This is a genomic window from Taklimakanibacter lacteus, from assembly GCA_003576695.1.
GTDB classification, from domain to species: Bacteria; Pseudomonadota; Alphaproteobacteria; order Rhizobiales; family Aestuariivirgaceae; genus Taklimakanibacter; species Taklimakanibacter lacteus.
Window position 1 is genome coordinate 86,937 of record QOZQ01000002.1, and the last position, 12,294, is coordinate 99,230.

Here is a 12,294-nt window from a genome sequence, read left to right on the forward strand (position 1 = left end):
CCCCGCCTCCGGCGGTGGAGGGAGATCATGAGGCTGATAGCGATTAAGGCCTGACCCCCGGCGTCTCGATCGGAAGGCCTGTGGCGCGCGACATCAGATAGGCTTCGAGCGCGATCAGTTCGGGCGCACCATGGGCGAAGGGCTCGGCCCGCATGCCGGTCATGCAGTTGCGCAGGCGCCGCTGCAATGAGCCGAGCGTCTGCCATTCAAGCCGATAGAGCGGATAGGCGGTGGGATGCGCCTGCGGGATGATGCTGCCGCCCAGTCTCTGGCCGGCATGCCCCTCATGGCAGGCGGCACAGGAAAGGCCGAGCTGGCCGAGCCGGCGTTCGAACAGATCCCTGCCGCTCTTGCGGTAGGGTGTCAGCCTGTCATCTGCCGGCGGAGCGATCGGCATGCCGCGCGACTGATGCGCGACATAGGCGGTGAGCGCCAGGAGTTCCGGACTTTCAGCCGGAAAAGCTTGCGCCTTCTGCTGCGTCTGCCGGCACAGATTGATCCGCCCGGCAAGATCGATCGGCCGCCTTGTGCTTTCTTCGATCGCCGGATAACGGGTCGCGGTGCCGCGCATGCTCTGTGCCGCCGTGCCGTGGCAGCCGCTGCAGGCGATATTCGCCGCGCCGGCGGGTGCCTGCCACAGGCCTTCGCCCTCGGCAATGAAGAGCATGCCGGGATTGCTCATGTCGTCCTCCTGCATGGCACGCGTCTCGGGCGTCATATAGTCGAGGCCGGAGCGTTTCTCCTGCGCGACAAGCCCGCCGGCGCCGAGCAGAGCCAGCACCGCCGCGGCGAGACCGTGCTTCAGCGCCATCAGACGACCGTGATCTCGGCGGTGGCGCGCTGTATGGTCCCCTGATCGTCGGTCCAGGCGAAGGTCAGGACGCCGCTTGTCGTCGCGACGGTGCTGAAGGCGATGAAGGGATTGGCCGCCATCGCCGGATAGAAGTCGGCCGCGAAGATCTCGACATCATCATAGAGACACTGGAAACGATGGATGATGTTGCGCGGCACGGCAGCGCCCTGCGCGTCTCGCCGGTGCCCCGTCTCCATGACATGGGCGATCATTGCCCTGATCTCGATGACTTCGCCCTGTTGTGCCTGCTTCGGCGTATTGATGAGGGCCCGCGTCACAGCAAGTCCTCGATGCAGGCGGCGAGCGTCACGATCACTTGCGCTTCGCCGAACCAGAGGCTGCCGTCGCTCATTTCGGCGACGGCCATGACGGTCTGCGAGCTGGCGAGGCGGATGCGGGTCGATATCCTGGCCCGCCCGGCGCGCGGCCCGAGATGAAAGACCGCGATATCGGCTTGCGGGTTCTTCTCATTGAAGAGGCCGATGCGCCGGACATGGTCGTTGGCGCTCATCGGGCTTTCGACCGTGACCGTGATGCCGACCGCATTGCCATTCTCTACCAGCGGCGGAACATCGAGCTTGACCCGGCCGGGCCGGACGTCACGATTGCCGGTAAAGCCGCGCACTGCTTCCGCCAGCGTCGGACGTGTTGTCATCTCTCACTCCTTGAGGGTCACGAGGAAAGCAACGATATCCTCGATGTCTTCTGCCCCGAGCACCGGCCTGCCGCGCCAGGCCTCAGCGGTCCGCGGATGATCGCTGATGCGGTAATAGGAGGGCATGATGGTCGAAGGACTGATATGCGCCATGTCGACGATGCGCAGCCGGATCTGTCCTTCCGAAAGCCTGCCGCCCACGCCGCTGAGATCGGGCGCCAGCGTGCCCTGCGCATGGGGCTCGGGCACAGGCGCCTGGTGGCACAGGAGGCACAGGCTGGCTTGGCGGTTGGCCAGCAGTGTCCGCCCGCGTGATGCATCCCCCGGGTGACCGGTGAGCGGCTGGACGATGGCATCGCCGGCGATCGAATAGGAACGCAGCGGCTCGGCGGCGGCCGGCGCCGCCAGGAGGACCACGACGATGAGGGCAAGCCTCATCCGAAGACTTCCCGTGTGATGGTCTGGAACCAGGCTTGCGCATAAGTGGCTTCCGCTTCACGCTGCGCCGCCGGCGCCTCGAGCGGGCTGACGCCGCCCGCTTCCTTGATCTCGGTCAGCAGCCCGTCGCGCGGCGCATAGACGCCGGCGACCGATATGCCGTAATCGGGTGCGACCAGGCTGTAGCAGGTATTGATGAGCTTCACCTCGCGCGGGTCTTCGCCGCGGATGAGGCTCGCGATCATATCGGCGCAGACCTTCGCTTGCGCATTGGCGGCGAAAGCGGATTTCGGCATCGCCCCGGCGATCGCCGCATCGCCGATGACATGGATATTCGGCACAAGCTTCGATTCGAATGTATGGGGATCGATCGGGCACCAGCCCGTCTGGTCGGCGACGCCTGCGGCGATGGCGACGGCGCCGGCCCTTTGCGGCGGGATGACATTGGCGACATCGGCGAGATGGCTGCCGAATTCGGTGACGAGCGTCCGGGTCTTGGCATCGATCTCGATGACGCGTCCGCCTCCCGACAAGGGCACCCATTCGATGAGGCCGGGATAGAGTGTCTTCCAGGCCGCCTCGAACAGGCGTTGCTTGGAGAAGGTATCCTTGGCATCGAGCAGGATCAGCTTCGAGCGTGGCTTTTTCGTCTTGAGATAATATGCGATGAGGCTTGCCCGCTCATAGGGGCCGGGCGGACAGCGGAACGGATTGGCGGGGGCCGACAGCACCACGACGCCGCCATCGGCCATGGCCTCGAGCTGGCGGCGCAGCAGGAGCGTCTGCGCGCCCGCCTTCCAGGCATGCGGCATGATCTCGGCGGCGGTCTGGTCATAGCCGGGCAGCGCATCGAATCTGATGTCGATGCCGGGAGCGAGGACGAGACGCTGGTAGTCGAGGCGCGCGCCGTCGGCGAAATGCACCTGGCGGGCCTCCGCCTCGATCGCCACGACGATCTGCCCGGCGATGTCGACGCCGGCCTGCTTCACGCCGTCATAGCCGAAATATTGCGCTTCGATCGGTCGCAGGCCCGCGATCACCGCATTGCTGAACGGGCAGGCGGTGAAGCGGGCATTGGGCTCGACCAGCGTGACGGCGATGGTGCCGTCCGCGGCCTTGAGGCGGCGCGCGCAGGTGGCGCCGGCAAAGCCGCCGCCGATGACGATGACATGCGCCTTGGCCTGGCCGAGCACGGGCGGCGCGGCAAGGGTCGCTATTCCGGCAAGGGCGCTTTTAAGGATTGCCCGCCGGCTGGCCTTGCGCCGCGTACCACTGCGCGATGGCATTGATCTCTTCATCGGAATAACCCTTTGCGATGCGGTCCATCACGGTCGCCGTGCGCTCGCCGGCACGGAAGGCCGCCATCGCCGTGACGATCTCGCCGGCCGGGCGGCCGATCAGGCCCGGCACCGGCCCGTCGTTGACCGGTGCATGGCAGCCGGAGCAGGCGGCAGCACTTGAGGGCTGCGCTGCCGCCTGGATCGGGACCGCGAGCAGGGCCACGACAATCATGCCGTGGCTGATCCCACGATAGGACCAGGGCCTGGTCATGCCAGGCTGTGGTTCTTGAGCGGCATGGTGCGGATGCGCTTGCCGGTCGCGGCGAAGAGTGCATTGAGCACCGCCGGCGCCGCCACCGCGATGGTCGGCTCGCCGACGCCGCCCCAGAAGCCGCCCGAAGGCAGAACGATCGTTTCGACGGGCGGCATGTCTGCCATGCGCATCACTTCATAGGTGTCGAAATTCTCCTGCTCCATGCGGCCTTGGGCGACGACGCATTCGCCATAGAGGCTGGCGGACAGGCCATAGGCGAAGGAGCCTTCGACCTGCCTTTCGATCTGCGCCGGGTTGACGGCATGGCCCGGATCGGTCGCCGCCACGATGCGATGGATCTTGAGCCGGCCGTCGGTGACCGAGACTTCCGCCGCCGCCGCGACATAGCTGGCGAAGCCCATGATCTGGGCGAGGCCGCGATGCACGCCTTGCGGCGCCGGCTTGTCCCAGCCGATGCGCTCGGCCACCGCATTCAGCACGGCCAGATGCTTGGGATGCTTGGCCATGAGCTTGCGCCGGAAAGCGAGCGGATCCTGGCCCGCCGCATGGGCGAGCTCGTCCATGAAGCATTCGACATAAAGCGCGTTCTGGTTGAGATTGACGCCGCGCCAGAAGCCCGGCGGCACCGGCGGGTTGCGCATCGCATGATCGACCAGGAGATTGTCGATCGAATAGCCGAACTCGTTCTCGGGCCCCGTGGCGAGGAGGCCCTGGAAGACGACGGGATCCTTGCCGTTCTGCATGCCGTCCGGCCTGACCGCGGCGAGGATCGACTGGCCCGATATGCGCATATGGAGCGCCGTCAGGTTGTTCTGCTCGTCGAGCACGCCGGTGAGCTTGCATTGCGTGGTCGGGTGATAGGCGCCATGCAGCATGTCCTCCTCGCGCGACCAGATGAGCTTCACCGGTATGCCCGGCAGCTCCTTGGCGATCAGCACGGCCTGGCGCACATAATCCTGGAAGGCGCCGCGCCGGCCGAAGCCGCCACCGAGATGGATCTTGTGGATGTCGCATTGCTGCGCCGGCAGGCCGGCTGCTTCCGCCGCCGCGGCGAGGCTGCCTTCGCCGTTCTGCGTCGGCACCCACACCTCGCATTTTTCCGCCGTCCAGACCGCTGTCGCGTTCATCGGCTCCATCGTGGCGTGATTCTGATAGGGATAGGCATAGGTCGCGGTCACTTGCCTGCCGGGACCCGCAAGCGCCTTGTGCGCATCGCCATTCTCATTGCCGATGAATGCCTCTTGCGCCTCGAGCCCCTGCGCCAGCATGTCGGCGATCGCGGCGCTGGTGAGGTCCTTGTTGGGACCGTCATCCCAGGTGATCGGCAAGGCATCGAGCGCCGTCTTGGCGCGCCACCATGTATCGGCGACGACCGCAACTGTTGCCTCATCCACTTGCACGACCTTCCTGACGCCCGGCATGGCGGTGATGGCCGACGCGTCGAAGCTCCTGATCTTGCCGCCGAATACCGGGCAGGCCTTGATCGCGGCATTGAGCATGCCGGGCTGTTGCAGGTCGATGCCATAGACCTGCTTGCCGGTGAGCTTGTCGGCGGTGTCAAGTCGCGGCAGCGGCTTGCCGGCGATGGTCCAGTCCTTCGGGTCCTTGAGCGTGACATCGGCGGGCGGCGCCATCTGCGCCGCGGCCGCCGTGACCTTGCCATAGGTCGTGCTGCGCCCGCTGGCGCCGTGGCTGATGACACCCTTGGCGACGGTGCATTCCGCGGGTGCTACCTTCCACTCCGCGGCGGCGGCGGCGACCAGCATGGCGCGCGCGGTGGCGCCGCCCTTGCGCACATATTCATGCGATTCACGGATGCCGCGGCTGCCGCCGGTCGAGAAGCTGCCCCATACGCGGTTGCGCGCCAGATTGGCGGCGGGTGTCGGATATTCGGTGGTGACTCTTGCCCAGTCGCATTCGAGCTCCTCGGCGACGAGCTGGGCGAGGCCGGTCAGCGTGCCCTGGCCCATCTCGGAGCGGGCGATGCGGATGATCACGGTCTCGTCGGGCTTGACGACCACCCAGGCATTGATCTCGGGCGCGGTCTCCTCGGCGGCGGCGCGGCCGGGCAGCGGCACATGGAAGCCGAGCGTCAGTCCGCCCATGGCGGCGAGCGAGCCGGCGATGAAATGGCGGCGTGAAACGGCGGGAACGAATGTCATGGATGCCTCCTCAGCCATTGCTTGCGGGTGTTTCGCCGGATGCGGCGAGCTTGATTGCCGCGCGCACGCGGTTATAGGTGCCGCATCGGCAGATATTGGTCATCTCGGCATCGATATCGGCATCGCTGGGCTTGGGATTCTGGGCGATGAGCGCCGCCGCCGCCATGATCATGCCGGCCTGGCAATAGCCGCATTGCGGAACGTCGAGCGCCAACCAGGCTCTCTGCACCGGATGCGATCCATCGGGCGACAGGCCTTCGATGGTCACGATCTGCTGTTCCGGCGTGAAGGCGCTCACCGGCATGGAGCAGGAGCGTGTCGCGACACCGTCGACATGCACCGTGCAGGATCCGCATTGCGCGATGCCGCAGCCATATTTGGTTCCGGTGAGGCCGGCCTGCTCGCGCAAGGCCCAGAGAAGCGGCGTGTCGGGATCGACATCGATGTCGCGTGTCGTGCCATTGATCGTCAGTCGGGCCATCGGGGTCTCCTGAGATGTTGGATAGGATGGGGTGCAGCGTGCTGCATGGATGCGAGGCTATGAGCCGCCTGTCGCAGAATCTTGGTCGCGACATTGCCAATTTGTAATGGGCTGTCGCTCCTGAGCGGGGCCGACACAGCTTGATACAATTTTCTTGGGCGAGCAGACCGCCATGTCGCTTACCTGTGCATCGGACGGCGCTTCAGACGCGCGTGCCCTCGCGCGCGTGCGGTGGATATTTTTCCGGAGATCACGAGATGAGTTATGTTTCTGCTGCCGCGCTTGCTTTAACGCTGGCCTTCTACGGTGCTTTCGCCACGGCGGCGCAGGCGCAGGAGGCCACAGAGGGCGAGCGCCTGTTCCGTCAGCGCTGCGCCACATGCCATGCGATCGAAGCGGGACAGAGCCGGGCCGGCCCGCATCTCGACGGGCTCATCGGCCGTCGTGCCGGCAGTGTCGAGGGCGCGCGCTATTCCCGCGCTGTGCAGGAATCGGGCATCACCTGGGACGAGGCATCGCTCGACAATTTCCTCGCCAATCCGCGCAAGGCGGTGGCCGGAACCACGATGATGATCGGCGTGCCCAATGCCGACCAGCGCACAGCGATCATCGCTTATCTCAAATCATTGCCGGCTGGCGCGAACTGACCAGCTCGGGCTGCCTGGCGACGCGCTCGATGCGCGCCAGGGCTTGTGTGATTTCGTCATCCGATATCGTCAGCGGCGGCGAGAAGCCGACACTGGCTGGACCCTTTCCCGTCGTCGAGAGTCCTTCCTGCCAGAATGCCCTGACCAGCGCATCGATGAAGTCAACACCCGCCGCCATGCCGCAATGGTCCGGCCGGAAATCAAGCGCCAGCAGCAGGCCCTTGCCGCGCCCCCCAGCCAGGAACGGATGCTCGGCGGCGAGTCGCGCAATCCTGGACATGACATGGGCGCCAAGTTCCTGGGCCCGCGCGGTGAGCCCTTCGCTCTCGATGATCTCGATCGTCGTCAAGGCGGCGCGCGTGGTGAGCGGGTTCTTCTCATGCGTATAGTGGCCGAGATCGAGATCGGGCGCGACATCGAGGCGGGCATCGGCGATGACGGCAGCGATGGGGACGATGCCGCCGCCAAGCGCCTTGCCGAGCACCACCGCGTCGGGAACCACGCCGAAATGCTCGAAGGCGAAGAAACGTCCGGTCTTGCCGAGGCCGGAAGGTATCTCATCGAAGATGAGGAGCACGCCATGCTCGGCGCAGAGAAGCTTGACTTGCCGCCAGAAATCGTCGGGCGGCACATGGCAGTTCGACCGGATCGGCTCGGCGATGAGGGCGTCGATGCGGTCGGGATTTTTGGCCAGCACGGAGCGCAACTCGGCCAGCGTCGCTTGCGCGCCGCCCGCCTGCCAATAGCCTGGAATATGGTGACGGCCCGGCAGGAAAGGACCGAGCCGCTTGTCGGGCATGGCGCGCGATAGTCCAAAGGCGCCGAAGCCATGGCCATGATAGGAGCCTTCGAAGGAGATCGTCTCATGCCGGCCCGTTGCGGTGCGCGCAAGCTTGAGTGCGATCTCGATCGCATCCGATCCGCCCGTGGCGAACAGGACCTTGGCGCGGTTGCCCGGCCATTTGGCGAGGAGCTTTTCCGCCAGCAGCACGGCGGGCGTATTGGTGAACCGGCGCGGCGCGAAAGGCAGCTCGTCGAGCTGCCGCTTCAGGGCCGCGGTGAGCGTCGGATGCCCGTAGCCCAGATGATGCGCGGTATTGCCATGCAGATCGATGAAGCGGCGCCCCTCGACATCCTCGAGCCATGCGCCTTGCGCCGCGACGAGCGCGAAAGGACAGGGCGAGGAACCCTCCTGGTGGAAGAAAGCGGCAGAGTCGCGGGCGATGAGGCTGTGCTTCATGGCAATGTCTTTCCGTTGGCGAGGCCGGTAGCCGCGATCGACGCGCCGCGCGGCCATCTGAGCGTCCAGCGCGCGCCGGCCGGCTGGTCGATCAGCCGGATCAGTCCCATCGCAGTGAGCGCGATGGCGAGCAGGATGACGCTCTTGGCGCCGGCATAGCCGAAGTCGCCCGATGTCGCATGGTTGAAGATGGTGACCGAGGCGAGCTTATGGTCGCCCGACACCAGGAAGATCACCGAGGAGAGCGTGGTGAGGCCGTCGACAAAGACATAGAGCGTTCCGAGCAGCAGGGCCGGGCGCAGCATCGGCAAGGTGACATGGACGAAGCGGCGGGTCAGGCCGGCGCCGAGGCTTTCCGCTGCTTCATCGACCGCCGGATTGAGCCGCTGCAGGGCGGCGCGCGCCGCCAGCACGCCGACGAACAGGTTGGCGAACAGGATATTGATGATGAGGATGGCGGAAGTCCCGGTGAGCGACAGGGATTTGATGCCGAAGGGCACGTTGAAGGCGATGATATAGCCGATGCCGAAGATGATGCCGGGCAGGATCGCCGGGATGAGTGCCAGGAACACGATGAGATTGGCGCCCGGCGGCTTCAGCCGCTCGACCACGAAGGCGATGACGATGCCGAGGAGGCCGCCGATCGGTGCGGCGGTGCCGGCAATGGCGAGACTGCTCCAGATCGTGTCGAGGCCACGGTCGGAACTGCCATAGCCTGAGCCGGCAAGGCCGACATCGACGCCGGCGGAGGTGAAATAGCCGAGCGTGAAGCTCCAGTCGGCACCCCACACCCGGGTGACGGCGCCGAGCGCCATCGTCCCATAGATGATGAGAACGAAGCCACAGGTGGCGGCGGCCAGCGTGCCGAGCGCCAGGCGCCAGGCTTGTGGCATGGCAAGCTCGCTGGCGCTGCCGGCCTCGCCGGTCGCATAGGCCTTGCGCCGGCCGATCCGCTCGAGGCCGAGATAGAGAAGCAGCGGCGGCAGGAGCAGCCAGCAGCACAACGCGGCGGCGAGCGGCGTGTTCTGATAGGCGGTGATCTGGTCGTAGATGACCTCGGCGAGAACCGGGACGTCCTGCCACAGGAGCGATGGATTGGCGAAATCCGTGAGGCTTATGATGAAGACGAGTGCCACGGCGCGCTTCACTCCCGGCCAGGCGAGCGGCAAGGTCACATGTAGGAAGATCGCGGCATGGCTGGCGCCCAGCATCGCGGCGGCCTCATCCACCCGCCCGCTTTGCCGGCGCATCACATTGTCGAGGATGATGAGGCTCGCCGGCAGCGCGGAGAGGGTCTGCGCCAGCACGGTGCCGATGAAGCCATAGGCATTGGTTTGATCGGCATCGATCAGGCCGAGAGTCTGGTCGAGGAAATTGTGGGTGACGAGGCCGCGGCGTCCGAACAGCATGAGGATGGCGGTGGCGATGAGGACGGGCGGGGTGACGAGCGGTGTGAGCAGGATCGCGCGCGTCGCCGCCGGCGCCCGCAGCCCGCCGCAATTGATCGCATAAGCGAGGAGCAGAGCCAGCATGACGGTGAGGGGCGTGGTGGCGGCGGCAAGCGTCAGGCTGTTGAGGCTGGCCCCGATCAGATGGCGGTCGTGGAACACGGCGAGGAAATTGTCGAGCCCGTAGCGGTCGTCGGCGCCGCTGCGCAATTGATCGAAGCGCGCCTGCCCGATCCGGTCCCTGACCTTGAAGGCGAGGGGAATGCGTTTGTGCAGCATGACATGCGCGATCGGGATTTCCGCGGTCACTTTCTCCCGCTCGGGCGCCGGCAGTGCCGCAAGCGCGCGGGCGGTGGCCTCGGCCTGCTCCGAATAGGCGGCCTTGCGGTCCCAGCTGACGGCAAGGTCGGCGAGCGTGAAGGCGGCGGCCGTCGCATCGACGCGCTCCGCCGATGTTGCGGCATCCGTCCATTGGCGCATGATCCTGGCGCTTTCATCGGGCGGGAGTTCGGCCAGCGCTTCCTCGGTGACCGCCTTGAGGCGCGGCAGGGAGAGTGACCCGCGAATGACGAAGCTTTCGACCAGCATGGCGCCGATCGGATAAGCGATGAAGAGGGTGAGCCCCGCCAGCACCGCAAGCGTGACGATGATCTTCGGCAGATCCCGGAACGCCATTACGCCACTTCGTCACGCACGATCACGGCATGGCGCGGATCGGGCCGCACCGATACGGGCATGCCGATGGCATAGCCATTGCGGCCGGCGAGCGACGGCCGGTCGGCGATGACATGGCGTCCCGACGGCAAGGCGATGTCGAGGCGGACGAAGGAGCCGAGGAAGGTGAGCGCAGTGATCCGCCCGGCCAGTCCGTCCTGCGGGTCGGCGCTGACATCGAGATGCTCGGGCCGGTAGAGGGCGGTGAGCGATCCGCCGGATTTGAGCGCCGGTGTCGGCTGGATCGGCCAGATCTCGCCCGCATCTTCGATGCCGCGGGCATCGGCGCGTCCCTTGATCAGGTTGGAGGCGCCGACGAACTGCGCGACGAAGCGCGTGGCCGGGCGATGATAGATGTCGGCCGGCGTGCCGACCTGCTCGATCCGTCCCTGGCGTATCACCGCCACCCGGTCGGACAGGGCCAGCGCTTCTTCCTGGTCATGCGTCACATAGAGCGTGGTGATGCCAAGCCGCTCCACCAGGCTGCGGATTTCCGCCCTGAGCCGGGTGCGGATCCGGGCATCGAGCGCCGACATCGGTTCATCGAGGAGCAGGACTTCCGGATCGCTCGCCAGCGCCCGCGCCAGGGCCACGCGCTGCTGCTGGCCGCCCGAGAGCTCATGCGGATAACGCGTGAGCAGCGCCTCGATCTCGAAGAGCCGCGCCAGCTCCCCGACCCGATGGTCCGTCGCGGCGCGCGGTTTTCCCGCCATGGCGAGCGCGAAGCCGATATTCTGCGCCACGGTCTTGGTGGGAAAGAGCGCGTAGGACTGGAACACGAAGCCCATGCGTCTTCGCGCCGGTGGGGCTTGCGTCATATCGCTCCCCGCCAGCATCACGCGGCCGCGATCCGGCCGCGCAAAACCCGCCACGATGCGCAACAGCGTGGTCTTGCCGCATCCCGAGTCGCCGAGCAGCGTCACGAATTCGCCGCGCGTCAGCTGCAGCGAGACGTCATTCACCACCATGGGCCCGCCATAGGACTTGGCGACGCCCAGGATCGCGAGATGCGGCTGGGGAGCATGCATGGCCCGCGCCTCGCTCGTCTATTGCTTGAGGATGCGGCTGGCAAATTCCTTGCGGAACTCGTTGATGTCGACCGGCCGGCGCATCTTCCATAGAGTGACTTGCTTGAGGTCGACAAGGCCATGTCCCGGCACCGCGGTGGCGCCGACCACCTTGCCGAGCACCGCGGCGGCGTCATCGCTCGCCATGAAGTCGAGGAAGACCTTGGCTTCGGCGGGATTGGGTCCGCCCGCCACCAGGCCGCCGCCTTCCGACACATTGGGCGTGATGCGGCCATAGACGATGTCGACCGGCTTGCCCGATGATTTGGTCTCGAAGCAGGTTGTGTCGAAGGTGAGGCCGATCGCCACTTCGCCCGCCGCCGCGAGCTGGGCGCCGCCCGAGCCGCCGTCGGAATACTGATAGACATTCTCGTTGAGATTCTCGACGAAGGGCCAGCCGAACGCATCGACGAAGGTGGTGAGGATGGCGCCGCCGGTGCCCGACTTCAGCGGCGAAGGCAGCGAGATCTCCTTGGCATAGGCAGGCTTGATCAGGTCTTCCCAGGTCGCGGGCATCGGCAGGTCCTTCTGCGCCAGCCTGTCCTTGTTCACCACCATGCACATCGTGGTCGCGAAATACTTGTTGTAGAAGCCGTCGGGATCGCGGAAATCCGTGGTGATCTTGGAATCCTTCGGCTCATAGGGCTCGAACACGCCCGCCTGCTTCAGCTGGTCAAGGGCGACATTGTTGACGAGATAGACGATATCGGCTTGCGGCTTGCCCTTCTCGGCAATGGCGCGTTCGGTGATCGGCCCGGTCGAGCCGGAAACGAATTTCACCTTGATGTCGGGATGCTTCTTCTCGAAGGCCGCGACGATCGCCGTATTCACATTGTCCGACGCATTATAGATGGTGATCTCGCCGGCGAGTGCCGCGCCGGCTCCCAGAGCGAGCGCGAGGGCGGCCGTTGCTGAGCGGATAAGGGACTTGGCTGTCGTCATTTTGACTCTCCCGAAATCTGAGTTGTTCTGTAATATTAGTGTTGCTTAAATCTGTGACACTCATATGAAGCATTGCTTATGGTCTAGGGGCCG

The 12,294-nt window shown here is 65.8% G+C and carries 13 protein-coding genes; 1 reads left to right on the top strand and 12 read right to left on the bottom strand.

Features of this window, described 5'->3' with window-relative positions:
- Positions 1 to 43 precede the first annotated feature (43 nt).
- The 8 genes from soxA to DT068_RS03465 are packed head-to-tail and all read right to left on the bottom strand — an operon-like array spanning position 44 to position 6,143.
- A complete protein-coding gene (gene soxA / locus DT068_RS03430; RefSeq protein ID WP_119388390.1) occupies positions 44 to 811 on the bottom strand; it encodes a sulfur oxidation c-type cytochrome SoxA in 768 nt (255 codons plus the stop codon).
- Positions 811 to 1,131, bottom strand: coding sequence for a thiosulfate oxidation carrier complex protein SoxZ (gene soxZ / locus DT068_RS03435; RefSeq protein WP_119388391.1), 321 nt, complete (start codon positions 1,129 to 1,131; stop codon positions 811 to 813). Before soxZ ends, soxA begins: the two co-directional genes overlap by 1 nt.
- Positions 1,128 to 1,508, bottom strand: a complete 381-nt coding sequence (locus DT068_RS03440; protein ID WP_119388392.1) for a SoxY-related AACIE arm protein — start codon at positions 1,506 to 1,508, stop codon at positions 1,128 to 1,130. Before DT068_RS03440 ends, soxZ begins: the two co-directional genes overlap by 4 nt.
- Before the next feature lie 3 nt (positions 1,509 to 1,511).
- A complete protein-coding gene (gene soxX / locus DT068_RS03445) occupies positions 1,512 to 1,946 on the bottom strand; it encodes a sulfur oxidation c-type cytochrome SoxX (RefSeq protein WP_119388393.1) in 435 nt (144 codons plus the stop codon).
- Entirely contained in the window at positions 1,943 to 3,232 is a 1,290-nt protein-coding gene (locus tag DT068_RS03450) for an FCSD flavin-binding domain-containing protein (protein WP_368904401.1), read from the bottom strand. The genes soxX and DT068_RS03450 overlap by 4 nt, the downstream gene beginning before the upstream one ends.
- On the bottom strand, positions 3,180 to 3,497 hold the full coding sequence (locus tag DT068_RS03455; protein WP_368904402.1) for a c-type cytochrome: 318 nt from the start codon (positions 3,495 to 3,497) through the stop codon (positions 3,180 to 3,182). The genes DT068_RS03450 and DT068_RS03455 overlap by 53 nt, the downstream gene beginning before the upstream one ends.
- Entirely contained in the window at positions 3,494 to 5,662 is a 2,169-nt protein-coding gene (locus tag DT068_RS03460) for a xanthine dehydrogenase family protein molybdopterin-binding subunit (protein ID WP_119388394.1), read from the bottom strand. Before DT068_RS03460 ends, DT068_RS03455 begins: the two co-directional genes overlap by 4 nt.
- 10 nt (positions 5,663 to 5,672) lie before the next feature.
- A complete protein-coding gene (locus DT068_RS03465; protein WP_119388395.1) occupies positions 5,673 to 6,143 on the bottom strand; it encodes a (2Fe-2S)-binding protein in 471 nt (156 codons plus the stop codon).
- 257 nt (positions 6,144 to 6,400) lie between these two features.
- Between DT068_RS03465 and DT068_RS03470 the strand changes: the two genes are divergently transcribed.
- Positions 6,401 to 6,790, top strand: a complete 390-nt coding sequence (locus DT068_RS03470) for a c-type cytochrome (protein WP_119388396.1) — start codon at positions 6,401 to 6,403, stop codon at positions 6,788 to 6,790.
- Here DT068_RS03470 and DT068_RS03475 read toward each other — a convergent pair.
- Genes DT068_RS03475 through DT068_RS03490 form a run of 4 tightly spaced genes read right to left on the bottom strand, consistent with a single transcriptional unit; the run spans position 6,762 to position 12,201 of the window.
- A complete protein-coding gene (locus tag DT068_RS03475; RefSeq protein ID WP_119388397.1) occupies positions 6,762 to 8,030 on the bottom strand; it encodes an aminotransferase class III-fold pyridoxal phosphate-dependent enzyme in 1,269 nt (422 codons plus the stop codon). The two genes, DT068_RS03470 and DT068_RS03475, sit on opposite strands and share 29 nt — an antisense overlap.
- Positions 8,027 to 10,153 (bottom strand): ABC transporter permease, encoded by a 2,127-nt coding sequence (locus tag DT068_RS03480; RefSeq protein WP_119388398.1) that lies wholly within the window; start codon positions 10,151 to 10,153, stop codon positions 8,027 to 8,029. The genes DT068_RS03475 and DT068_RS03480 overlap by 4 nt, the downstream gene beginning before the upstream one ends.
- A complete protein-coding gene (locus DT068_RS03485; protein ID WP_119388399.1) occupies positions 10,153 to 11,220 on the bottom strand; it encodes an ABC transporter ATP-binding protein in 1,068 nt (355 codons plus the stop codon). Before DT068_RS03485 ends, DT068_RS03480 begins: the two co-directional genes overlap by 1 nt.
- Positions 11,221 to 11,238: 18 nt before the next feature.
- Positions 11,239 to 12,201 (bottom strand): extracellular solute-binding protein, encoded by a 963-nt coding sequence (locus DT068_RS03490; protein ID WP_119388400.1) that lies wholly within the window; start codon positions 12,199 to 12,201, stop codon positions 11,239 to 11,241.
- Positions 12,202 to 12,294: the final 93 nt, after the last annotated feature.

Coding starts and splice junctions, on each gene's coding strand:
- DT068_RS03440 (WP_119388392.1), bottom strand. CDS start 1,508: ATGACAACACGTCCGACGCTGGCGGAAGCAGTGCGCGGCTTTACCGGC.
- DT068_RS03485 (WP_119388399.1), bottom strand. CDS start 11,220: ATGCATGCTCCCCAGCCGCATCTCGCGATCCTGGGCGTCGCCAAGTCC.
- DT068_RS03465 (WP_119388395.1), bottom strand. CDS start 6,143: ATGGCCCGACTGACGATCAATGGCACGACACGCGACATCGATGTCGAT.
- DT068_RS03475 (WP_119388397.1), bottom strand. CDS start 8,030: ATGAAGCACAGCCTCATCGCCCGCGACTCTGCCGCTTTCTTCCACCAG.
- DT068_RS03460 (WP_119388394.1), bottom strand. CDS start 5,662: ATGACATTCGTTCCCGCCGTTTCACGCCGCCATTTCATCGCCGGCTCG.
- soxA (WP_119388390.1), bottom strand. CDS start 811: ATGGCGCTGAAGCACGGTCTCGCCGCGGCGGTGCTGGCTCTGCTCGGC.
- DT068_RS03470 (WP_119388396.1), top strand. CDS start 6,401: ATGAGTTATGTTTCTGCTGCCGCGCTTGCTTTAACGCTGGCCTTCTAC.
- soxX (WP_119388393.1), bottom strand. CDS start 1,946: ATGAGGCTTGCCCTCATCGTCGTGGTCCTCCTGGCGGCGCCGGCCGCC.
- DT068_RS03490 (WP_119388400.1), bottom strand. CDS start 12,201: ATGACGACAGCCAAGTCCCTTATCCGCTCAGCAACGGCCGCCCTCGCG.
- DT068_RS03450 (WP_368904401.1), bottom strand. CDS start 3,232: ATGCCATCGCGCAGTGGTACGCGGCGCAAGGCCAGCCGGCGGGCAATC.
- DT068_RS03455 (WP_368904402.1), bottom strand. CDS start 3,497: ATGACCAGGCCCTGGTCCTATCGTGGGATCAGCCACGGCATGATTGTC.
- DT068_RS03480 (WP_119388398.1), bottom strand. CDS start 10,153: ATGGCGTTCCGGGATCTGCCGAAGATCATCGTCACGCTTGCGGTGCTG.